The sequence below is a fragment of the Occultella gossypii genome, from assembly GCF_019947135.1.
Taxonomy (GTDB): Bacteria; Actinomycetota; Actinomycetes; order Actinomycetales; family Beutenbergiaceae; genus Occultella; species Occultella gossypii.
In genome coordinates this window covers 58850-81284 of record NZ_JAGSHT010000015.1, presented here as the reverse complement: position 1 = coordinate 81284, position 22435 = coordinate 58850, and the positions used below count along the sequence as shown (strand labels likewise).

The window sequence follows — 22435 nt, the reverse complement described above, 5'->3', positions numbered from 1 at the left end:
GCAGGCCGCGCCGGCCGGAGCGCCGGACGCACGCCCCCGGTGGTGCGTGCGTCCGGCGGTCGAGGCGATCAGGGGCGAGTGGTGCCCTCGGGCGCCGGCGACTCGTCGTCGTCCTGGTCGTCCTCGCGCTCGGCGTCCGCGGTGTCGCCGGCCTGGTCGTCCTCAGCCTCGGCCTGGTCGGTCTTGTCCTCGTCGACCTCGGACCAGTTGACCACCTCGTCGGGGCCGTCGGTCGTCTCGTCCAGGGTGATCGACGCGGCGCCGTGCGTGACGGCCTCGTCGTCGGTGTCCTCGTCCCCGTCGAAGTCGTCGTCCTCGTCCTCTTCGTAATCTTCGTCGTCGTACTCGGCGACAGGAAGGGGCTCGGGTGCGAACACCGTGAACAGCAGTGCGGTGATGGCCCCGCCGAGCAGCGGTGCCACCCAGAACAGCCACACCTGACCGAGGGCCCAGCTCTCGGAGAAGACCGCGATCGCGGTGGCGCGGGCGGGGTTCATCGCGCCGCCGGCCACGAAGGCGGTGGCCACCGAGAGCAGACCGTAGAAGAGGCCGGTCACGATCGCCGCCGAGTAGCCGCGGCGGATCGAGGTCGTGGTCCGGGTGACGGCGAGCGCCACCCCCACGAACAGGGCGGTGGCGACGACCTCGACGATCAGGACCTGCAGCATCGTGGTGCTGATCGCCCCGGTCGAGGCGCGGGCGAAGGTCGAGTTCTCGCCGAAGCCGCTCGCGGACTGCGCGAATAGCGCCCGCACCGACTCCAGCTGCAGCTGCGTCGGCAGTTCGGCGGGAGTCGTGATGAACAGCAACGCGGCGGCGGCGACGGCACCGGCGACCTGCGCCACCCAGTACGGCAGGACCGCGGACCAGGGCAGACGGCCCGTGATCGCGGCTCCGAGCGTCAGAGCCGGGTTGAAATGGCCGCCCGAGATGTACACGAACATGGCCATCGCGGCCATCAGTGCCACACCCCACGCGAGCGCCTCGGCCACCTGGTCGGCGTTGAAGAGGATCCCCCCATATACCGCGAGACCGAGCCCGAGGAACATGAGGATGAACGTGCCGACGAACTCGGCACCGAGGCGTTCGCCCAGTGAGCGTGGCCGCTCGACGACGTACGCGTCCTCCGCCTCGTCGTGGTCGGTGTCGTCAACGATGGTGGTGCTGGTCATGAGTATCCCGTCGAGAGAGGGCGTGATCGGTGCCTAGCCTCTCACCCCGGGCTGGGAGTCCGCTGAACGTGGACGCCGACGGCGCCGGGTATCTCGATGTCGAGTAATCTGGTGGCGCATACCGGCCGCCCCGCTCCGTTGCGGGTCGGCGCGGCCGGTGGCAGACCGCCCAGGAGTTCCCCGACGCGCTCATCCTCGAATGCCCGCGCTCCGCGCTCCTGGTCACCAGACCAAGACAGGAGTTCGACCATGACTCAGCCCGTCAACGTGACGGTCACGGGGGCCGCCGGCCAGATCGGCTATGCCCTGTTGTTCCGCATCGCCTCCGGGCAGCTGCTCGGCGCGGACACCCCGGTGAAGCTCCGCCTGCTGGAGATTCCGCAGGGGGTCAAGGCGGCCGAGGGCACCGCGATGGAGCTGGACGACTGCGCATTCGACCTGCTCGCGGGCATCGACATCTTCGACGACCCGACGGCGGGCTTCGAGGGAACGAACGTGGCGCTGCTCGTCGGTGCGCGCCCGCGCGGCCCAGGTATGGAGCGCGGCGACCTGCTCGAGGCGAACGGTGGCATCTTCGGGCCGCAGGGCAAGGCTCTGAACGCGGGCGCGGCGGAGGACATCCGCGTCCTCGTCGTGGGCAACCCGGCGAACACCAACGCCCTGATCGCACAGGCGAACGCCCCGGACATCCCGGCCGAGCGGTTCACCGCGATGACCCGTCTGGACCACAACCGCGCCCTGAGCCAGCTCGCCGCGAAGACCGGCGCCGCCGTCGGCGACATCAGGAACCTGACCATCTGGGGCAACCACTCCGCGACCCAGTACCCGGACATCTTCCACGCGCAGATCGGGGGCCGCCCGGCCGTCGAGGTCGTGGACGACCAGGCTTGGCTCGAGGACACGTTCATCCCGACCGTCGCCAAGCGCGGCGCCGCGATCATCGAGGCACGCGGTGCGTCCTCCGCGGCCTCCGCTGCCAACGCCGCCATCGACCACGTCCACGACTGGGTCAACGGCACCCCCGAGGGCTCCTGGACCTCCGCGGCGATCCCCTCGGACGGCTCCTACGGCGTCCCCGAGGGCCTGATCTCCTCGTTCCCGGTGACCTCCACCGGCGGCACCTGGGAGATCGTCCAGGGCCTGGACGTCAACGAGTTCTCCCGCGCCAGGATCGACGCCTCGGTGGCCGAGCTCACCGAGGAGCGCGACGCCGTCAAGGGTCTGGGTCTGATCTGAGTCGGGCCTGACCCGCGTACGCCCGACGGCGCCCGTCCACCTCGCGTGTGGACGGGCGCCGTCGTCGTTGCTGCAGGACGGGCGCCCCTACTGGACGGGTTCGGCTGGTTACTGAGCGGGCGTCTCGACCGCGCGGCCGACGGCGCGCACGCTCAGGCCGATCAGCACCAGCACGATCCCGGCCAGCAGGGCGTAGATGCCGAGCAGGATCCCGAAGGTGGTGGCGGCGACGTCCGGTGCCGCGACCAGGAAGATGCCGAACGCCAGGGTGATCACGCCGAGGGCGAGCCCGAGCGTCCACGCCGCACCGAGGCTCCGACGGCCACGCACCGCGGAGACGATGAGCAGCAGACCACCGAGGATGGCCCAGACACCGGCGACGATGAGCAGGATCGTGGCTCCCACGTCCGGCTGCACGATCAGGAACACGCCGGCGACCGCGCCGAGGATCCCGAAGAAGATCTCGGTGCCGGCTCCGGGTGTACCCCGGGTGCGGATGCCGTGGACGATCGCGAGGACGCCGTCGACGGCCCAGAAGATGCCGAGCAGCAGGACGAACGCGGTCAGGACCTTCTCCGGCCAGACCAGGGCCAGGATGCCGAAGACGATCGCGATGGCCCCGCGCAACGCCAGGTAGTACCAGGCCCCCTTGGCGAGGTTGGAGACGAGATTGGTTGGCGACTCGGACACGGTTGCTCCTGCTCTCTCCCCCTGGCGGAAGGTGACGTACGCCATTGATACCACCGGGGCCCGCCCGGCGGTCCGTGCCACGCGGCGGTACGGGCCGGTATGGAGGTATGGGCATCGCCCGGATCGGACTACGGTTGTCCGTGGCCACGTCCCCGCCACCGACATCGGAGTCACAAACCGCCGTGCATGACACCACTGCCCGCACCGAGCACCGCCTTCGCCGCTTCGTCGCCGAGCGCCTCGAGACCGCCGGCTACCGCTCCCGCACCCCGTTGACCGTCACCGCCTGGGAGGTCCCGGACGAACCGGTGCCGTTCGCCGAGGCGCTCAGCCAGACCTACACCCCGTTCGAGATCGGTAGCCCGTGGGGCCGGCCGTGGAGCACGGTCTGGTTCCACCTGCGCGGGCAGGTGCCCGCCGAGTGGGCGCAGGACCTCGCCGCCGACGGCGCCGGTGCCGTCCGGCTGGAACTGCTGGTCGACCTGGGCTTCTCCGGAGCCGGCCCCGGCTTCCAGACCGAGGGCGCGATCTGGTCCTCCGACGGGGTGCTCCTCAAGGGGCTCGAGCCCCGCAACCACTACCTGCCGCTGGACGTGGCACCCGGGGAGTGGGTGGACCTTTACGTGGAGGCGGCCGCCAACCCGGACGTGCCGAACGGACAGTGGATCAAGCCCACGCCCATGGGCGACAAGGCCACGGCCGGCACCGAGGAGATCTACGAGCTGCGGGCCGCGGACCTGGCGCTGCTCGACGTCGACGTCTGGGAACTCAACCAGGACGTCGACGCCCTGCAGGGCCTCATGCTCGAGCTGCCGGCCACCTCACCCAGGCGTGCGCAGATCCTGCGCGCCCTGGAGGACATGCTGGACGCCGTCGACCCCGACGACCTGGCCGGCACGGCCGCGGTCGGCCGCGAGCGCCTGGCCGACGTGCTGGCCGCCCCGGCCCACGCGAGCGCGCACCGGCTGCACGCCGTCGGGCACGCCCACATCGACTCGGCCTGGCTGTGGCCGGTCCGGGAGACCGTGCGCAAGTGCGCCCGGACCTTCTCCAACGTGCTGAACCTGATGGACGCCGACCCGGACGTGACGTTCGCCTGCTCCTCGGCCCAGCAGTACGCGTGGATGAAGGAGTTCTACCCCGAGCTGTACGCGCGCATCGCGCAGCGGGTCCGCGAGGGGCGGTTCATCCCGGTCGGCGGGATGTGGGTCGAGTCGGACACGAACATGCCCGGCGGTGAGGCGCTGGCCCGCCAGTTCGTGGCCGGCACCCAGTTCTTCATCGACGAGTTCGGCGTGGAGCCCAAGGAGGTCTGGCTGCCCGACTCCTTCGGCTACACCGCGGCGCTGCCGCAGATCGCACGCGCGAGCGGCAAGGAGTTCCTGCTCACCCAGAAGATCTCCTGGAACGACACGAACTCCTTCCCTCACCACACCTTCGCCTGGGCCGGCACCGACGGCACCCGGATCTTCACCCACTTCCCGCCCGTGGACACCTACAACTCCATGATCAACGGCGCGGAGCTGGCCAAGGCCGAACGCCAGTACGCCGAGAAGGGCCGGGCGAACTCCTCGCTGCTGCCCTACGGCTACGGCGATGGCGGTGGCGGGCCCACCCGGGAGATGCTCGCCGCGGCCCGGCGCACCGCGGACCTCGAGGGCTCGCCCAAGGTGACGCTGTCCACTCCGGAGGCCTTCTTCACGCAGGCCCGCGCGGAGTACGCCGACCCGCCCACCTGGACCGGCGAGATGTACCTCGAGTACCACCGCGGCACCTACACCTCCCAGCACCGCACGAAGGCCGGCAACCGGCGCAGCGAGCACCTGCTCCGGGAGGCGGAGCTGTGGGCCACGGCGGCCACGGTGCGCGCCGGGGCCGACTATCCGGCCGACGCGCTGCAGCGGATCTGGCGCCTGGTCCTGCTGCAGCAGTTCCACGACATCCTGCCCGGCTCGTCGATCGCCTGGGTGCACCGCGAGGCGGAGCGCAACTACGCCCTCATCGAGGCCGAGCTCGAGGCCCTGATCGGCACCGCCCTCGGTCACCTGGCCGGCTCCGGCGACGACCGGATCGCCCTGAACGCCGGGCCGTTCCCGCGGGCAGGTGTGCCGGCCCTCGGCGGGGCCGCGGTAGGTGGCTCGGTGGAGCCCGGCGGCGCCACCATCGAGCCCGACGGCGAGGGCTGGGTCCTGCGCAACGCCCACCTTCGGGTGGTCGTTGACCCGCGCGGCCTGGTCACCTCGCTGCGCGACCTCACCGCCGACCGCGAGGTGGTGCCCGCCGGGATGGCCGCGAACCTGCTCCAGGTGCACCGGGACATCCCGAACGAGTGGGACGCCTGGGACATCGACGCGCACTACCGCCACGTGGTGCGCGACCTCGACACCGCGGAGGAGATCGTCGCCGAGCCCGCCGGAGATGGGGCGACGACCGCCCGACTGGTGGTTCGCCGTCGGTTCGGTTCCTCGACCATCACCCAGCGGCTCGAGCTGATCGATGGCTCCCTGGAGATCACCACGGAGGTCGACTGGCACGAGCGCCAGAAGCTGCTCAAGCTCGCGTTCCCGATCGACGTCCAGGCCGAGCGGGCCACCTCCGAGATCCAGTTCGGGCACATCCACCGGCCCACCGCGACGAACACCTCCTGGGACGCGGCCCGGTTCGAGACCGTCGCGCACCGCTGGGTGCACGTCGGCGAGGCCGGCTACGGCGTCGCGGTCGCGAACGACCAGACCTACGGCCACGACATCCGTGCCGACCTCGACCCGGCCGGCCGGCCGATCACCGTGGTCCGGCAGTCGTTGCTGCGGGCCCCGCTGTTCCCGGACCCGGACGCGGACCAGGGCGAGCACGTGCTGCGCTCGAGCATCCGCCCCGGCGCGGGCATCGCCGAATCCGTGCGGGAGGGGTACCGGATGAACCTGCACGTGCGCACCGTCACCGGCTCCGGCGCACTCGTCGCGCCCCTGGTGCGCACCGACAACGACGCCGTGGTCATCGAGGCCGTCAAGCTCGCGGAGGACGGCAGCGGGGACGTCATCGTGCGCCTGTACGAGTCCCTCGGCGGGCGGGCCCGCGCAGCGGTCACCGCGGACTTCCCGGTGATATCGGTCACGGAGACCGACCTGCTCGAACGCCCCCGCAACGACGGGTCGGGCGCGCTCACGCAGGCCGACGGCGGGAGCGCCACGGTGGCGTTGCGGCCGTTCCAGATCTGCACGCTCCGGTTCGCCAGGTGAGCGGCCCTCGGGTGGGCGTGGTCATGGGTGCGATGCGGGCACCGAGATGGGCATCTGTCCCCATGGACGCTGACCGGCGTGGCCCTGCGGTTGCCCTAGGCTGCTCCGCATGAGCCAACGATTCAACGCCCCGCCGGGGTGGCAGGTCCCGCCGAACTTCACCCCGCCCGAGGGCTGGCAGCCGGACCCGTCGTGGCCGCCGGCGCCGGCCGGCTGGAACTACTGGGTCGACGATGCCGCCGCCGCAGGCTCGGCAGCGCCCATGGTCGGGCAGAACCCGGGATACGGAGCGTCCTCCGGGCAGAACCCGAGCTACGGTCCGGACTCGGCTGCACCCGGTGCCTCGCCGTACGGCGGGGTTTCAGGGACGGCATCCGCGGCACTCGCGCAGGAGGAGATCAAGAAGGCCCGCAACTCGGCCCTCATCGGCTTCGGCATCCTCGCCGCCGCGGTGCTCGTGTTCGCCGTCAGCTTCGGGATCGCGGCCAGCAGCTCAACCGGGGGTCGGTACTACTTCCCCTGGTACTTCATGTTGGCCGGCCTGATCGTCGGCATCCGCGGGCTGATCGGCTACAACAAGGCCAAGAAGGCAGCGTCGTTCACCGCGGGCGGCAACTTCGACCCGACCGCGTACTCCGGCTCGTCCGGCGGCGCCACGCCGCCCGGCGTCACCCCGCCCGGCGGCTACCCGGCGCCGGGTTCCGACTCCGGCCCGCGCCCGGGAGAGTACCGCCCGTAAAGCGGCGCGACCGGCACGGACGGCGACGACCGCCGTCGACCATGGCTCTTCAGAGACGAACGCCCCGCCGGACCGGCGGGGCGTTCGTGCTGTACCCGACCGGACCGACACGGTGCAGCGGGCGGTGACGATCAGCGGAAGATCACCGTGCGGTGGCCGTCCACCAGCACCCGGTGCTCGGCGTGCCAGCGCACCGCGCGGGCGAGTACCCGTCGCTCCACGTCCTGACCGATCGCGACCAGTTCGGCGGCGTCGTCGGCGTGGGTGACCCGCTCCACGTCCTGCTCGATGATCGGTCCCTCGTCCAGGGACGCGGTCGCGTAGTGGGCGGTCGCACCGATGAGCTTCACGCCGCGGTCGTGCGCCTGTGCGTACGGCCGCGCACCCTTGAAGCTCGGCAGGAACGAGTGGTGGATGTTGATGATCCGGCCCTCGAGCGCGTGGCACAGGTCGTCGGAGAGGATCTGCATGTAGCGGGCCATCACGACGAGCTCCACGTCGAGTTCGTCGACCAGGTCCAGCAGTTCGCGCTCGGCAGCGGGCTTGGTGCCGGAGGTGACCGGGATGTGGTGGAACGGCACCCCGTAGAACTGCGCCATCGGCGCCAACTGGGTGTGGTTGGAGACCACGGCCACCACGTGGATGGGCAGCCGGCCCTCGCGCTCGCGGAACAACAGGTCGTTCAGGCAGTGCGCCGCGGTGGAGACCATCACCACGGTCCGCAGCGGGCGGCCGACGCGGTCCAGGGTCCACGTCATCGAGAACTGCTCGGCGACCTCCGTCACCGCGGCCTCCAGATCCGCCTTCGCGGTCGCGGACTCCACCTGCACACGCATGAAGAACAGCCCCGTGCCCGCGTCGCCGAACTGCTGGGACTCGGTGATGTTGCCCCCGTTGGCGGCGAGCACGCCGGCGACGGCGTGCACGATCCCAGGTCGGTCGGGGCAGGAGAGGGTCAGGACCCAGTGCTCGGGGGAGGTGGCTGCGTTCGTCACACCGCGAGGTTAGCCGTCCCCGGGCGGTTCGGGTTCGCGCGGGCGCGGCGGAGTGGAAGGATGGGGGCATGGACGAGCTGAGGATCGACGTCGTCGAGGACAAGGACGCGGGCGAGCTGCTGACCGTGCGTCGGGCCGCGTTCGTGACCGAGGCGCAGTTGTATGACGACCCGCACATCCCGGCCCTGACGCAGACGTTCGACGAGTTGCGTGAGGACCTGGCGCGGGCGGACGTCGTCACGCTCGGCGCGTGGATCGGTCCTCGGCTGGTCGGCTCGGTGCGGGTCGGCCTCGAGGAGGACCGGGCCCTGCTCGGCCGCCTCGCGGTGGTGCCGGACCTGCAGGGCCAGGGCCTGGGGACCCAGTTGCTCATGTCGGTCCTCGGCTACCTGCCGGAGCAGACCAACGAGGTGTGGGTGTTCACCGGGCAGGACTCCAAGCAGAACCTCTCCCTCTACGCCAAGCACGGCTTCGAGCACCAGTACGACCAGAACGCCGGCGACCTCACCTACGCCTACCTGCGCAAGATCCTCGGTGAGATGGAGACCGGCGAGACCGAGACGGACGAGGCCACCTCGTCGCCCGCGGAGGCCTGACCCCGGCGGGGCCTTCGGCCTTGCTAGGCTGGACCCATCGCGACTGGCGCCGAGGTGGATCACCACCGGGGAGCGATGCAGTAACTCGACTCGAGGTCGCCCGCCTGGGCCTGGAGTGATCCGATGAGACCCATCACTGCATCGCCTGCGGAGGAAGCATGAACCAGCCCACGTCCACCATCCCCGTCAACGAGCAGACGCTCGCGGAGCTCGATCCCGAGATCGCCGCCGTGCTCGAGGGGGAACTCACCCGCCAGCGTGAGACGCTCGAGATGATCGCGAGCGAGAACTTCGTCCCGCGCGCCGTGCTCCAGGCACAGGGGTCGGTACTCACCAACAAGTACGCCGAGGGCTACCCCGGTCGCCGTTACTACGGTGGCTGCGAGCAGGTGGACATCGCCGAGAACCTCGCCATCGCGCGGGCCGCCAGCCTGTTCGGCGCGGAGTACGTGAACGTCCAGCCGCACTCCGGCGCGCAGGCGAACGCGGCCGTGCTGCACGCCCTGATCAAGCCGGGCGACACCATCCTCGGGCTGCAGCTGGCCCACGGTGGTCACCTCACCCACGGCATGAAGATCAACTTCTCCGGCAAGCTCTACAACGTCGCGTCCTACGGCGTGGATGAGCAGACCCACCGGATCGACTACGACGCGTTGCGGGCGAAGGCGCTCGAGGCCCGGCCGCAGGTGATCATCGCCGGCTGGTCGGCCTACCCCCGCCAGCTCGACTTCGAGGCGTTCCGGTCGATCGCCGACGAGGTCGGCGCGTACCTGTGGACGGACATGGCGCACTTCGCAGGCCTCGTTGCCGCGGGGCTGCACCCGAACCCGATTCCGCACTCCGACGTGGTCTCCAGCACCGTGCACAAGACCCTCGGCGGCCCGCGGTCCGGTGTGATCTTCTCGCGCGACTCCGAACAGTTCGGCAAGAAGCTCGACTCGGCCGTGTTCCCCGGCCAGCAGGGCGGCCCGCTGATGCACGTCATCGCGGCCAAGGCCGTCGCGTTCAAGGTGGCGGCCGGCGAGGAGTTCGCCGACCGGCAGCGCCGCACCATCGCCGGCGCCCAGATCCTCGCCGAGCGGCTCACCGCCTCCGACGTCACCGCCGCCGGCGTGTCCGTGCTCACCGGTGGCACGGACGTGCACCTGGTCCTGGTGGACCTGCGGCACTCGGACCTCGACGGTCAGCAGGCCGAGGACCTCCTGCACGCGGCCGGGATCACCGTGAACCGCAACGCGGTGCCGTTCGACCCCCGCCCCCCGCGGGTCACCTCCGGCCTGCGGATCGGCACCCCGGCGCTGGCCTCCCGCGGCTTCGGGGAGACCGAGTTCACCGAGGTGGCCGACATCATCGGCGGAGTCCTCGCGGCCGGCTCCGGCGCCGACCTGGACGCCGCGCGCGCCCGGGTCAAGGCCCTCACCGACGCCTTCCCGCTCTACCCCGGCCTGCAGCAGTGAGCGCGCGACTGCTGCCGGGCAAGCCTGTCGCCGACGCGGTGTTCGCCGAGCTCGGCCCGCGGATCGACGCGCTGATCGCTGCCGGTCACACTCCGGGGCTCGGCACGATCCTGGTCGGGGACGACTCCGCCAGCGCCGGGTACATCCGGATGAAGCAGGAGAAGGCCGCCTCGCTCGGCTTCACCTCCCCGCACATCCACCTCGGCGCCGACGCGACCCAGGCGGACGTGCTCGCCGCCATCGGCGACATGAACGACGCGGCCGACGTCGACGCCGTCCTGGTGCAGCACCCCACACCGCCGCAGATCGACTTCGACGCCGCCCTGCTCGCGCTCGACCCGGACAAGGACGTGGACGGGCTGCACCCGGTCAACATGGGGCGCCTCGCCCTCGGCATGCCGGGACCGGTGCCATGCACCCCGGCCGGGATCGAGGCGCTGCTCGCGCACCACGAGATCCCGATCTCCGGGCGCGAGGTGTGCATCCTGGGCCGCGGCACCACGCTCGGGCGTCCGCTCGCGCTGCTGCTCAGCCAGAAGCGCCCGACGGCGAACGCGGCCGTGACCGTGGTGCACACCGGGGTCCCGAACTGGGCCGACTACACCCGGCGCGCCGAGGTGGTCATCGCGGCCGCCGGCGTGCCCGGCATCCTGCAACCCGAACACCTCACCCCGGGCGTCACCGTGATCGGCGGCGGGGTCCGGTACGAGGGCAAGCGCCTGCTGCCGGACGTGGACGAGTCCTGCGCGGAGGTCGCCGGGGCGATCACTCCGCGTGTGGGCGGTGTCGGCCCGACCACGATCGCGCTGCTGTTCCGCAACGCCGTCGAGGCCGCGGAGCGCCGCGTCGCCTGAGCCTCGGGCGGCGACTGTCAGTCGCCAAGGGGTCGATTCAGGCGGCTCGCCCCGGCTGACTCGACGCCTTGGCGGCTTCCTCGACGGTCCGACGGGATCGGCCCGGCCGGTGGCACCACCGACAGGCCGGGCGCCATATGGACGCCCGGCGCCCGCCGTCGTCGGCTCGTCATAGGGTTGGTGCCATGACTGAGGACGGGCTGCAGGCAGCCATCACGAAGATGCAGGCGCGGGGCATCGATCCACGGGCGATCAACGTATTCGCCCACTACTGGCGCGACCTCGCGGCCGGAGCGCAGGGCCTGATCCCTGAGGAGACCATCGAGCCGCTCGGCGAGGTCCCAGCGCTCGGCGACTTCGCCGCCACCCCGCAGCAGCGCCGTGATGCCCTGGCTCGCACCGCCGTCATCAAGCTGAACGGCGGGCTCGGCACGTCCATGGGGATGACCGGGCCGAAGTCCGCCCTCGAGGTGCGGGACGGGCTCACGTTCCTCGACATCATCGCCCGGCAGGTCCTCGCCCTGCGCGCCCAGCACGACGTGCAGCTCCCGCTGATCCTGATGAACTCGTTCCGGACCCGGTCGGAGTCCCTCGCGATCCTTGAGAAGTACCCGGACCTCGCCGTGGACGGGTTGCCGCTCGACTTCCTGCAGAACGCGGAGCCGAAGCTGGCGGCGGACACCCTCGCGCCCGTCGACTGGCCGGCCGACCCGGAACTCGAGTGGTGCCCGCCGGGACACGGGGACATCTACGTCGCGCTCCAGGGCAGCGGTCTGCTCGGCGCCCTGCGCGCGCACGGGATCAGGTATGTGTTCCTGTCCAACGCGGACAACCTCGGCGCCACCTGCGACCCGGACGTGGCCGCGTGGATGTTCGAGCAGAGCGTGCCGTATGCGGCCGAGGTCTGCCCCCGCACCGCGAACGACCGCAAGGGCGGGCACCTGGCCCGCCGGCGTAGCGACGGCCGGATGATCCTGCGGGACAGCGCTATGGTCGCCGACGGTGAGGACCACCACTTCCAGGACAACGACCGCCACCAGTACTTCCACACGAACAACCTGTGGGTGGACCTGGACGTGCTCGAGCGGCTCCTCGACGAGCGGGACGGAGTGCTCGGCCTGCCGATCGTGGTCAACCGCAAGACCGTGGATCCCTCGGACTCCTCCTCGACGCCCGTGATCCAGATCGAGTCCGCGATGGGCACGGCGGTGGAGGCCTTCGAGGGCTCCCAGGCGTTGCTGGTGCCGCGGCGCCGGTTCCGGCCCGTCAAGACCACCAACGAGCTGCTCCTGCTGCGCTCGGACGTGTTCGAGCTCGATGCGGACTCGGTCGTGAACTCGGTCATCACGCACGACGAACCGGCGATCCGCCTGGACGGTCACTACAAGCTCGTTCCCGACTTCGAGGCCCGGTTCCCGGCCGGACCACCGTCGCTGCGGGAGTGCACCGGCCTGGACGTGACCGGGGACGTGACCTTCGGCGCCGGCATCGTCTGCGTCGGCGACGTGCAAGTGAGCGCCGAGCAGCCCACGACCATCGCCGACGGCACCCGACTGTCCGGATCGGTCACGTGCTGAGCATCGGCTCCGTCAACGTCAACGGCATCCGGGCCGCCTTCCGCCGGGGCATGGGGGAGTGGATCGCCGAGCACGCCCCGGACGTGATGCTGCTCCAGGAGGTCCGGGCCACGGACGAGATCCTCGCCGAGCACCTCGGCCCGGACTGGCACGTGGTGCACACCGAGGGCGCGGCCAAGGGGCGGGCCGGGGTCGCGGTCGCCGCCCGTGAGCCGTTCACCGCCGTCCGGATCGGGCTCTCCGCCGACGAACCGGAGGCGGACGTCGGCCGGTGGGTGGAGGCGGACCTCGAGCTCGGCGGCGAGCCGGTCACCGTGGTCTCCACCTACCTGCACTCCGGGACGGCCGGGACACCGTCGATGGACCTCAAGTACGCGCACCTCGATGCCGTCACCGCGCGGATGGGCGAACTGGCAGCCACCGGCCGGTGCGTCGTCGTCGGCGGCGACCTGAACATCGCCCACCGCGAGGTCGACCTGAAGGCCTGGAAGACGAACCGCCGGTCGGCGGGGTTCCTCCCCGAGGAGCGTGCCTACCTGGACCGGTGGATCGACGAGCAGGACTGGGTGGACCTGGGCCGCCGGTTCGGCGGCGACGGCCCCGGCCCGTACACGTGGTGGTCCTGGCGCGGTCAGGCGTACACGAACGACTCGGGGTGGCGCATCGACTACCAGTTCGCCACGCCGGCCCTCGCCGAGCGCGCGAAAGACGCGGTGATCGACCGTGCGCCCACCTACGAGGCGCGGTTCTCCGACCACGCGCCGGTGCGGGTGCTCTACGACCTCTGACACCGCGGGTGGTGCCGACCAGCGGTGCCGCCGGAGCGTCGTCGGCGGTGTTGGAAGTGTCGTCAGTCGTGTCGGTGCTGTCAGTGCTGTCCGGGCGGACCGTTCGGGTTGCGCCAGGACCGGCCGCGCGTGCTGAGGTACCCCAGGACCGCGCCGGCGACGATGAAGATCAGGCCGATCACGAGCCACGTCGGGTCCCCGGTCATGACGCTGCCGGGCAGGAGGCCCGAGCCCTGGCCCGCCCAGACGATTCCGATCAGGATGGCGATGATGCCGACGACGGCAAGCAGGGGCTTCCTGATCACGTGGGGGTCCTCTGCTCGGATGTCGCTGGGTGATGGTGGACCGAGCCTACTGCGCCCCCGACCGCCGATCTGCCGTGGCGTGATGCCCGCCTCAGCCACTCACGGGTCCACTCTGCTCGGCGAGGAGCGTGAAGCCGGGACGGTCGACCGAGGCCGCGGTGGCCGTCAGGATGACTGCGGCGGTACCCGCGCTGCGGTCGAGCCCGAACCAGGATCGGAAGCCACCGGATCCCCCGTTGTGCCAGGTGATGGGACGTCCGTCAACCGGCGTGGTGACCCAGCCGGCGCCGATCCGGGCGCCCATGCCGAGCGGCGCGACCGGGTCGAGGGCGGCGATGCCGGGCGCCGAGCCGGCGAGCAGTGCCACCGCGAGCCTGGCCAGGTCCCCGATGCAGGAGCGGATGCCACCGGCCGGTCCCAGCGCTTCCCCGGTCCAGGGCTGGCGCGGCCGGCCCCGCACGGTGGCGCCGGTGAGCGCGCCCGGCCGAAGCTGGCCGGTGGTCGCCGGGACGTACACGCGATCGAGCCCGAGGGGCCGGGCAAGGCGCTCGCGGACGAGGTCTGCGAAGGTCATCCCGGCGGCGTTGGCTACGGCATGGCCCAGCAGTTCGAACCCGAAGTTGGAGTAGCGGACCCGTGGCCTGCCCACCCGGACCCCTCGAGCCTGGTCGAGCAGTTGCGCCAGGGTCTCACCGTAGGGATTGGTCCCATGTCGCCACAGGGTGATCGTGCGGCGCCACGGATGCGCGGACCGCGGCAGCCCGGGCAGCCCGGAGCGATGGGTGCTGACCGCCGCCAACGTCACGTCCGCGGCGGGCGTACCACCCAGCGGGAGAAGCGAGCCGAGGGTCGCGTCGCGACGTACCTCCCCACGGTCCATCCCGTCCGCGTAGAGCAGTCCGGTGATCCCTTTCGAGACAGACGCGATCTCGTAGTCGGCGTGCAGATCGGCGCCGCGGGAGGCCACGGTCACCGCATCGGGCATGACCGTCGCGACGGCGAACACCGGATGCCTGGGTCCGAGCAGTGCGTGGACCCTTGCGGCGAGCTGCTCGCCCGATCGGGCCTTCGGGGTCTGCGGGTCCATGCTGGCAACCATAGTTGACGGATCGGCGGACAGTCGCCGGCATCGCGGACGGCGTCGCAGCGGGGGCGTGCGGCTCGCGCATCTGCGCTCGGTGGCGACCCGACCGGTGGTTCGGCAGGTCCAGGTGGCTTAGTCTCGGGGTACGGGCCGGTTTCGGCCCTGTGAACGAGGGAGTTCGTCATGAACGACAAGTCCAACGCCAAGAAGGCTGGGAAGTCCCTCAAGGAGAAACGCGCCGACAAGGCGGACAAGCGGACCCGTGCCGCGGATCATGCAAGCGCGGTGGAGGCCGTGGTCAGCAAGAAGAAGCGGTGAGCGTGACCGACCAATTGCGAGTCGGCCTGCTCGGCACCTCCCGCAAGGCGGACGAACGCCGTCTCGCGATCCACCCCGCCCACGTCGAGCGTATCGATGCGGACCTGCGCGCCCGGATCGTCGTGGAGCACGGGTACGGGGACCGGTTCGGGGTGAGCGACGCCGTCCTGGCGGAGCAGGTCGCCGGCGTGCGCTCACGCACCGACCTGCTCGCCGAGGTGGACGTGGTGGTCCTGCCCAAGCCGCAGCCCAGCGACCTGGCGGAGATGCGCGAGGGGCAGACCCTCTGGGGGTGGCCGCACTGCGTGCAGGACCGGGCGATCACCCAGCTCGCCATCGACCGCAGGCTCACCCTGATCGCGTTCGAGGCGATGAACCACTGGACCAGGGACGGCGGGTTCGGCCTGCACGTGTTCCACAAGAACAATGAGCTGGCAGGCTACTGCTCCGTACTGCATGCCATGCAGCTGCGCGGATTCACCGGCGACTACGGGCGGCGCCGGCGCGCCATCGTGATCGGCTTCGGGGCCACCGCCCGCGGCGCCGTGACTGCGCTGAACGCCCACGGGGTGCACGACGTACACGTCCTCACCAACCGGGAGGTGGCTGCCGTCGGCTCCCCGATCCCGTCCGTTCGGATCCTGCGGCTGGACCACGATGACGATCCGTCCCGGCCGAGCCACGTGATCAGCGAGGCAGGCCGGGTGCCACTGGCGCCGTTCCTCGCGGACGCGGACATCGTCGTGAACTGCACCCTGCAGGATCCGCTGGCGCCGCTGACCTATCTGCACGAGCAGGACCTGGCGCTGTTCCGGCCCGGCAGCCTCATCGTCGACGTCTCCTGCGATGACGGGATGGGCTTCAGCTGGGCCCGTTCGACGAGCTTCGCGGACCCGATCTTCGTGGTGGGCGACCACGTCTACCACTACGCCGTCGACCACAGCCCCTCGTACCTGTGGGACTCCTCGACGTGGGAGAACAGCGAGGCACTGCTGCCGTTCCTGCGCACGGTCATGGCAGGTCCGGCCGGATGGTCGGGGGACGAGACGATCAACCGGGCGATCGAGATCCAGGGCGGACGCATCCGCAATCCGGACGTCCTTCGATTCCAAGGGCGCGCCGACGCCTACCCGCACGCCGTGCTCGAGGGTCAGGGCCGCGGGGCGCCCGCTCAGTAACGGATCGCGTCGATCGGCTTGACCCGAACCGCCACGAGGGCCGGCAGCAGCCCGGCCAGCGCCCCGATCGCCGTGGCGGCCACCAGTCCGGTGACCGCCGCGGAGACCGGGAACGGTGGAACGTCCTGGATCGCGCCCCAGCCGATCAGTGACTCGATCGGGGCATTGCGGACCGCGACCACGGCGATCCCGACCCCGACGACGCCGGCGAGCACCGTCGCGACCAGCGACTCCATCATGATCGAGAAGAAGATCCGCCCCGAGGACGCGCCGAAGGAACGGCGGATGCCGATCTCCCGGATGCGTTGGCGCACCGTGACGAGCGAGATGTTCACGAGACTCAGGGCGCCGAGCATCAGCACAAGCACGCCGATGCCCGTGACCACGAGTTGGAAGACCCGGTCGAACTCCTCGATGCCGAACGCGTCCTGGCGGTAGATCTGCACCTGTGCCCCGGCGCCAAGGGCGGCGGTCAGATCCCGGTTCAGATACTCCTCCGCGACCTCGGCGTCCTCCGGTGGTACCCACACCTCGAGTGCCGGGACGGTGAAGTACTCGGGGTTGGGCGGGATCCAGCGCTCGTACGCCGAGCTCAGGATGTAGGCCTCCGGGTACGCACCGGGCCAGAGGTCGGCGACCACGCCGGTGACCGTTGCCAGGACCGGCTCGCCGGCTCCGATCAGCACGGTCGGGTGCCCGGACAGGTCGGCGACGCCGAGCTCGCGCAGGAACGCCTCGTTCACGACCAGGGCGGGGGAGAACCGGTCCGCGTCGGCCTCGGTGAACCAGGACCCGTGGATCGGGGCGATCCGGTGCATCGTCCCGTACGGCGGGTCGACCGCCTGCACCGTGACGTCCCAGGTGGCCATCGGCATCCGGACCGGCATCGTCGAGTACGTGACCAGGGAGGCCTGCTCGATCTGGTAGCGGTCCACGAACTCGCGGAACGCCGCGGTCGTGGCCGTCGCGTCCAGTGTCGCAGTCTCGGACCAGGCGTCCACGCGGAACGTCGCCGGCCGCCCGCTCTGGGCCTCGGAGAGCTCGGCCTGCGCCTGCCGGGTGATGTCCCCGAGCGCCGTCACCCCGGTCATCGCAGCGACGGCCACGGCCACCCCGATGAGCGAGAGCAGCACCCGCAGGCGGTGGATCCGAAGTTCTCCCCACGCCTCGACCAGGGCACCGACGAACCCGGTCACGCCGGTCCCGCCTCGACCTCTGCGAGGGCCGGGACGGCCTCCGGGTCGACGACGTCCGTCGCGGTCAGGGGATCGCCGAGCTCGGCGAGCGTGCCCGATGTGCGGGGCGCGATCGTGATCGGGGTGAGCACTCCCTCGCCGAGCCGGAAGTGGCGGGTGGCCCGGGCGGCGACGGCGAGGTCGTGGGTGATCGCGATCAGCACGGCGCCGGTATCGGAGGCGATCTCGTCCAGCATGCTCATGATCTCGGCGCCGGTGTCCACGTCCAGGGCGCCGGTGGGCTCGTCGGCGAGGATCACCCGCGGGGTACGGACCAGGGCGCGGGCGATCGCGACCCGTTGCTGCTCGCCGCCGGAGAGTTGCTCGGGCTTGGACTCCAACCGGTCGCCGAGGCCCATCCGTTCCAGCATCGAGGCGGCGATCGAGTGTCGCCGCCAGAACGTGCGGCCGCGTGCGTACAGCAGGGGCGCGATCACGTTCTCCAGGGCCGTCCGCCCGGGCAGCAGGTTGAACTGCTGGAAGACGAAGCCGAAGTCGTCGCCGCGGCGCCGAGCCCGACGGCGGTTGCCGAGTCTGCCGATCGGGGTTCCGTCGAGCAGGTACTCGCCATCCGTAGGGGCGTCCAGCAGGCCGAGGATGTTCAGCAGGGTGGACTTCCCGGTGCCAGACCTGCCCACGATCGAGATGTGCTCACCTGCCCCGACGCTCAGGTCCACCCCGCGCAGGATGTCCAGCCGGGAGTCGTCGGGCAGCCGGACGGTTCGGGTGATCCCGCGCAACTCCAGGAGGCTCATCCGACCCCCGGGTCCATCGCGTAGGGATCGATGGGCTCGATCTCGGCGCCCGGCACGAACTCGAGGACCAGGTCCCCGGCCGCCACCCCGTCGACGATCTGGACGAGCTCCCCGTCCGTGAGGCCCAGGGTCACGGGGCGCTCCTCGGGCTCGTCGTCCGGACCGACCACCCAGACCACCCCGGTCTCGAACAACCCCTGCACCGCGGTCACCGGCAGGACCAGCGCGTCCACTGCCTCGCCGCTCGTGATCACCAGCGAAGCGGTCAGGCCGGGGAACACCGTGACCTCGGCGGGCACGGCGCAGCGGGCCTGCACCGTGGTGCCGTCACCGGCGCCCGGGGCTTCGCCGTCGGGCTGCTGATCGGAGCCGGCGGCGCCGGCGTCCGCGCCGGCGGCGACGCCCGTGGTCAGGCCGGTACAGGTGAACGGGGCGGGCCCGCCGGGCACCTCCACCTGCCCCTCGGCCGGCGCCGAGATCAGGCGGTACTGCTGTTCCGGGGTCAGCGAGCCGAGCACGGAGAACGTGCCGGGTGTGACGGTCGCGACCGCGTCGCCGATCGAGACGGCCTGGTCCTCGAGAACCGAGAACCGGACCACGCCCGAGGCCGGGGCGCGGACCACCGTGGTGGTGACCTCCGGGCTGCGCGGCGTGACGGTGATGTTGCCCTCGTCGTCGGTGCGCTCGACGGGGTCGCGCGGGGTCTCCTGCCGGATGACGAGGAGGCGGTCGCCCTCGGTGACCAGGTCACCCTCGTCCGCCTCGAAGTAGTTGATCGTGCCGTCCAGGTTCGCCCGTGCGGTCACGGCGCCGTCGGCGACGATCGTGGCTGCGAGGGTCACCTGATTCGTGATCGTGGCGGTGGTGACCTCCACCTGTGGGTCCTCGAACACCGCCGAAGGCTCCTCAGGTCCGGCGTCGGGATCCGCGGTGGACGTGGTGCCGCCGAAGGCGAGCTGCAGGAGCGCGACGGCGATCACCGCCCAGATTCCGATCCGCAGCGCGGGAAAGACGATTCGGCGCGTGACACCCATGGCAACAGCCCCCTGCAGTCGTTCGGCATGACCTCGAAGCCGGTACCCACGCCGGTCCGTACCCCCTTGTGCTCGGGTCAGCCTAGCCATAACTGGGCGCCTTGTGTGTGGGCTTGTGCGGCCACTGTCCCGGCAGCGGGAGCCGGCCCGGCGAGCTCCCGGCGGTCAGCTCTGGCGATGATCCACCTGACGCTGATCCTTCCCCGCCGCGCGAACCGGGTCACCGGCCCGGCCCACCTGGAGCAGCATTGAGGTGATCGAGTGGGGCACGAACGGTCGAGAGGTCAGTCGGCCGGGTCGGCTCCCTCCGGGGCGACGGCGGCGGCGCCCCGACCGTCATCCGCAGCCGTCGGCAGCGTCGTCATCGTCCACAGCGGTGAGATCACCACGGGGAGCGCGGCGAGGAGCGTGCCGATCACGGCGAACCACAAGGCCGGGACCACGCCGAAGGAGCTGCCCAACCACCCGCCGAGCAGGCCGCCGAACGGCATCGTGCCCCACACGATGAACCGCACCGACGCGTTCATCCGGCCGAGCAACGGGGGCGGGCACAGTCGTTGGCGGAAACTCACCGTGGCGATGTTGTAGACCACCATCATCGCGTAGCTGAGCCCGAGTCCTGCGATCAGGGTCACCATGGGCGGAATGGGCAGGACCGACGCGAGCGGGACCAGCGCGATCGGGATCCCCATCGCGACCGCGCTGACCGGGACCAGCCGGGCCTCGCCGATCCACTCCGCGGCCTTGCGGCCGAGCAGCGCGCCGACCAGCGCGCCCACGGACGCGGCGGAGAAGATGGTGCCGAGTGCCGCCTCGCCCAGGTCCAGGTCGCGCAGGATGTACAGGGCCTCCAGCGCGGACAGGATGCCCCAGGCCAGGTTGCCGAGCGCGGTGCAGGCGACCATCCGGCGCAGCAGTGGCTCCCGCAGTACGAAGGACAGGCCCTCCCGGATCTCCACCACGAGCGGCCGCCGCGCCTCCCGGGGCGGCAGCGTCTCGCGGTGCGCGATCCGGGACACGAACAGCGCCGAGAACAGGTAGGTGAGCGCGTTGAACCCGATCAGCGCACCCGAGCTGACGAACCGCAGCAGCACCCCGGCCGCCGCGGGCCCCGCGACCTGGGCGACCGACGCCGTCGCCTGCAGCTTGGCGTTGCCCTCCACCACGTGATCCATGCCGACCAGGGTGGGCACGTAGGACTGGTGCGCCACGTCGAAGAAGACCGTGGCGCTACCGAGCAGCAGGCCGGCCACATAGAGCAAAGGCATCGATGCGGTGCCGGTCAGGGCGGCGACGACCACCCCGGCAAGGATGACGGCGCGGAACAGGTCCGCCGTGATGAGGACCGAACGCTTGCGCATCCGGTCCACCCACGCCCCGGCCGGGAGGCCGATCAGCAGGAAGGCAGCCATGTTCGCGGCGGACAGCACGCCCATCTGCCACTCGGTCGCCTGGAGGACACCGACGGCGAGCACCGGCAGGGCGAGGCCGGTGAACTGGGCGCCGAGCTGGCCGAGCGCATCACCGGCCCAGAGGTGGCGGAAGTCCCGATGGTGCCACAGCGCCCGGGGCTTGGGCGTCGGGTCCGCCGGCCCAGCCACGGCAGGCCCTGCGGGTGGATCTGGGGTGGTGGTTCCGGCCATGCGAACCAGTGTGAGCAAGTGATTGAGAAATGTCAATCACTAATGATCGGGAAGCCTCAATCACTTTGGCGAGGTTGCAGCATGGGTCGTCGGTACCATCGGGCCATGACCGATGAGGCCATCCCCGGTGCCGCCGCGGATGCAGACGCCCGGGCCCTGAGTTCGGCCCTGCGGATGCGGATCCTGCGGTTGTGCCTTGACGAGGCGCTGACGAACAAGGAGATCGCGGGCCGCCTCAAGATGGCGCCGGCGACCACGTACCACCATGTGCGGCTGCTCGCCGAGCGGGGGTTCCTCGCCGCCCAGCCGGAGCGGCAGGGCAAGCGGGGTGCCCGGGAGGTTCCCTATCTGGCGACCCGCAAGTCGCTGCGCACGCCGATGGGACCGGGCGCGGGCCAGATCCTGATCCAGGCGTTCCTGGACGAGTTCGCGCTGTCAGATCCTGCGCGGGCCGAGGTGGTGCGGCTCGGGCTGCGGCTCAACGAGGAGGATCGCCACGAGTTCCTGCGCCGAATCTCGGACCTGTTCGGTGAGTATGCCGACCGGGAGCCGGACCTCGGCGGTGAACCGCTGTCGCTGTTCTTCGCATTGCACGAGGACGTCGCCCGTCGGCGCCAGACCTGACTGCCGCTAGCCCTGTGACCCTCCCGCGGAGCCGATGGCGTGGGTCTGGCTGTACCCGGAGTCCAGATCGGTGATCCGGACCTCGATCATCCCGTGCCGGTCGATCACGTACCGCTCCTCGACGAGCGGCCCGTCGTCGCGGCGGTGCACCTCGGCGGCCGCGACCGCCGCGCTCCGGTCCGGGCCCTGGAGGGCGGGGTCGAACGGGAAGGTCACCTGGGCGAACGGGACGATGTTGCCACGCGGTTCACCGGTGGCATCGATGGCCGTGCACTCCACGAACCGGAACCGTCCCACGTTGTGGGCCGCGCGGTACCGGCGGACGATGACGGCGTCCTCGTCGGCATCGGTCGGCAGCGGTGCGTCCGGGCGCAGGAGGGCGTCGAAGCTCAGCCCGGCGCCGCCGTCGCGCTCGCGGAACACCCCGAAGCCCCGGGAGAGGCGGTCCGAGAGGGTGAACTCGGCGTCCGGGTCCGCGGCGATCGCCAGCCCGATCGCGGTGGAGGCCGCCGGCAGCGGCGACCGGTGCACGCGGCGGCCGTACTGCTCACGGAGCAGGCGCGGTACCAGCGGCAGACCGCTGCCGCCGCCGACGAGGTAGATGCCCGCGATCTCGGTCAGATCCTCGGCGGACTCGGGGTCCGCCGAGTCTCCGCCGGTCTCGGCCGGGTCGGGCTCGCCGTCGGCGGGGAGCCCGGCGAGGAGCGGGCGCATCGCGTCGATCGTCTGCTGCAGGAGGGGCGTCGCGGCCTCGTAGTAGTCGTCGACCCCCACGGTGACCTCGGTGGCACCCACGTCGAGGGCGATCCGCCGCGACTGCGGGGTGAGTCGTTCCTTGGCCTCGCGGGCCTGGTCCCGCAGGCTCGAGGAGCTCGGGATACCGCGTGCCGGAGGCACCGGCAGCGGCGAGCGCGCA

At 71.2% G+C, this 22435-nt stretch carries 21 protein-coding genes and 1 riboswitch; of the genes, 11 read left to right on the top strand and 10 right to left on the bottom strand.

Annotated features, from left to right (window positions below):
- Positions 1-68: 68 nt before the first annotated feature.
- On the bottom strand, positions 69-1172 hold the full coding sequence (locus KCQ71_RS16185) for an MIP/aquaporin family protein (RefSeq protein WP_223407741.1): 1104 nt from the start codon (positions 1170-1172) through the stop codon (positions 69-71).
- Positions 1173-1421: 249 nt separating this feature from the next.
- On the opposite strand from KCQ71_RS16185, the gene KCQ71_RS16180 reads away from it, so the two are divergent.
- Entirely contained in the window at positions 1422-2408 is a 987-nt protein-coding gene (locus KCQ71_RS16180) for a malate dehydrogenase (RefSeq protein WP_223407739.1), read from the top strand.
- Between the two features lie 108 nt (positions 2409-2516).
- On the opposite strand, the gene KCQ71_RS16175 is transcribed toward KCQ71_RS16180, so the two are convergent.
- Positions 2517-3098, bottom strand: coding sequence for an HdeD family acid-resistance protein (locus KCQ71_RS16175; protein ID WP_223407737.1), 582 nt, complete (start codon positions 3096-3098; stop codon positions 2517-2519).
- A gap of 182 nt (positions 3099-3280) precedes the next feature.
- Here KCQ71_RS16175 and KCQ71_RS16170 point away from each other — a divergent pair, with 182 nt between their 5' ends.
- Together KCQ71_RS16170 and KCQ71_RS16165 are read left to right on the top strand one after the other, a co-directional pair.
- Complete coding sequence (locus KCQ71_RS16170; protein ID WP_223407735.1) at positions 3281-6337, top strand: alpha-mannosidase; 3057 nt, start codon at positions 3281-3283, stop codon at positions 6335-6337.
- Positions 6338-6446: 109 nt separating this feature from the next.
- Positions 6447-7076, top strand: coding sequence for a DUF3169 family protein (locus KCQ71_RS16165; RefSeq protein WP_223407733.1), 630 nt, complete (start codon positions 6447-6449; stop codon positions 7074-7076).
- Between the two features lie 131 nt (positions 7077-7207).
- Here KCQ71_RS16165 and purU read toward each other — a convergent pair whose 3' ends face one another.
- Positions 7208-8071 (bottom strand): formyltetrahydrofolate deformylase, encoded by an 864-nt coding sequence (gene purU, locus KCQ71_RS16160; protein ID WP_223407731.1) that lies wholly within the window; start codon positions 8069-8071, stop codon positions 7208-7210.
- Positions 8072-8139: 68 nt separating this feature from the next.
- On the opposite strand from purU, the gene KCQ71_RS16155 reads away from it, so the two are divergent.
- The 5 genes from KCQ71_RS16155 to KCQ71_RS16135 all read left to right on the top strand — a co-directional run bounded on the left by KCQ71_RS16155 (position 8140) and on the right by KCQ71_RS16135 (position 13343).
- Complete coding sequence (locus KCQ71_RS16155; RefSeq protein ID WP_223407729.1) at positions 8140-8667, top strand: GNAT family N-acetyltransferase; 528 nt, start codon at positions 8140-8142, stop codon at positions 8665-8667.
- A 29-nt stretch (positions 8668-8696) separates the two neighbouring features.
- Positions 8697-8784, top strand: a riboswitch (ZMP/ZTP riboswitch).
- A 41-nt stretch (positions 8785-8825) separates the two neighbouring features.
- Entirely contained in the window at positions 8826-10124 is a 1299-nt protein-coding gene (glyA, locus tag KCQ71_RS16150; RefSeq protein WP_223407727.1) for a serine hydroxymethyltransferase, read from the top strand.
- Positions 10121-10978 (top strand): bifunctional 5,10-methylenetetrahydrofolate dehydrogenase/5,10-methenyltetrahydrofolate cyclohydrolase, encoded by an 858-nt coding sequence (locus KCQ71_RS16145; RefSeq protein WP_223407725.1) that lies wholly within the window; start codon positions 10121-10123, stop codon positions 10976-10978. Before glyA ends, KCQ71_RS16145 begins: the two co-directional genes overlap by 4 nt.
- 185 nt (positions 10979-11163) lie before the next feature.
- Entirely contained in the window at positions 11164-12555 is a 1392-nt protein-coding gene (locus KCQ71_RS16140; protein WP_223407723.1) for a UTP--glucose-1-phosphate uridylyltransferase, read from the top strand.
- A complete protein-coding gene (locus tag KCQ71_RS16135; RefSeq protein WP_223407721.1) occupies positions 12549-13343 on the top strand; it encodes an exodeoxyribonuclease III in 795 nt (264 codons plus the stop codon). The genes KCQ71_RS16140 and KCQ71_RS16135 overlap by 7 nt, the downstream gene beginning before the upstream one ends.
- Positions 13344-13423: 80 nt before the next feature.
- Here the strand turns inward: KCQ71_RS16135 and KCQ71_RS16130 are convergent, their stop codons facing one another.
- Positions 13424-13648, bottom strand: coding sequence for a hypothetical protein (locus KCQ71_RS16130; protein WP_223407719.1), 225 nt, complete (start codon positions 13646-13648; stop codon positions 13424-13426).
- A 91-nt stretch (positions 13649-13739) separates the two neighbouring features.
- Positions 13740-14735, bottom strand: a complete 996-nt coding sequence (locus KCQ71_RS16125) for a serine hydrolase domain-containing protein (RefSeq protein WP_223407717.1) — start codon at positions 14733-14735, stop codon at positions 13740-13742.
- A 180-nt stretch (positions 14736-14915) separates the two neighbouring features.
- Between KCQ71_RS16125 and KCQ71_RS27365 the strand changes: the two genes are divergently transcribed.
- Both KCQ71_RS27365 and KCQ71_RS16120 read left to right on the top strand, forming a co-directional pair.
- The gene (locus tag KCQ71_RS27365) at positions 14916-15050 is read left to right on the top strand and encodes a hypothetical protein (protein ID WP_283248717.1); all 135 of its coding nucleotides are present in this window, start codon (positions 14916-14918) and stop codon (positions 15048-15050) included.
- Complete coding sequence (locus tag KCQ71_RS16120) at positions 15047-16228, top strand: N(5)-(carboxyethyl)ornithine synthase (protein WP_223407715.1); 1182 nt, start codon at positions 15047-15049, stop codon at positions 16226-16228. Before KCQ71_RS27365 ends, KCQ71_RS16120 begins: the two co-directional genes overlap by 4 nt.
- Here the strand turns inward: KCQ71_RS16120 and KCQ71_RS16115 are convergent.
- From KCQ71_RS16115 to KCQ71_RS16100, 4 genes are all read right to left on the bottom strand, one after another.
- The gene (locus tag KCQ71_RS16115) at positions 16222-17424 is read right to left on the bottom strand and encodes an ABC transporter permease (RefSeq protein WP_223407713.1); all 1203 of its coding nucleotides are present in this window, start codon (positions 17422-17424) and stop codon (positions 16222-16224) included. The genes KCQ71_RS16120 and KCQ71_RS16115 overlap by 7 nt on opposite strands.
- Positions 17421-18218, bottom strand: a complete 798-nt coding sequence (locus KCQ71_RS16110) for an ABC transporter ATP-binding protein (RefSeq protein WP_223407711.1) — start codon at positions 18216-18218, stop codon at positions 17421-17423. The genes KCQ71_RS16115 and KCQ71_RS16110 overlap by 4 nt, the downstream gene beginning before the upstream one ends.
- On the bottom strand, positions 18215-19252 hold the full coding sequence (locus tag KCQ71_RS16105; RefSeq protein ID WP_223407709.1) for an efflux RND transporter periplasmic adaptor subunit: 1038 nt from the start codon (positions 19250-19252) through the stop codon (positions 18215-18217). The genes KCQ71_RS16110 and KCQ71_RS16105 overlap by 4 nt, the downstream gene beginning before the upstream one ends.
- A 284-nt stretch (positions 19253-19536) precedes the next feature.
- A complete protein-coding gene (locus KCQ71_RS16100; protein ID WP_223407707.1) occupies positions 19537-20895 on the bottom strand; it encodes an MFS transporter in 1359 nt (452 codons plus the stop codon).
- 105 nt (positions 20896-21000) lie between these two features.
- Between KCQ71_RS16100 and KCQ71_RS16095 the strand changes: the two genes are divergently transcribed.
- Entirely contained in the window at positions 21001-21519 is a 519-nt protein-coding gene (locus tag KCQ71_RS16095) for an ArsR/SmtB family transcription factor (RefSeq protein ID WP_223407705.1), read from the top strand.
- A gap of 6 nt (positions 21520-21525) precedes the next feature.
- Here KCQ71_RS16095 and KCQ71_RS27685 read toward each other — a convergent pair whose 3' ends face one another.
- Positions 21526-22416, bottom strand: a complete 891-nt coding sequence (locus KCQ71_RS27685) for an Hsp70 family protein (protein ID WP_223407890.1) — start codon at positions 22414-22416, stop codon at positions 21526-21528.
- Positions 22417-22435: the final 19 nt, after the last annotated feature.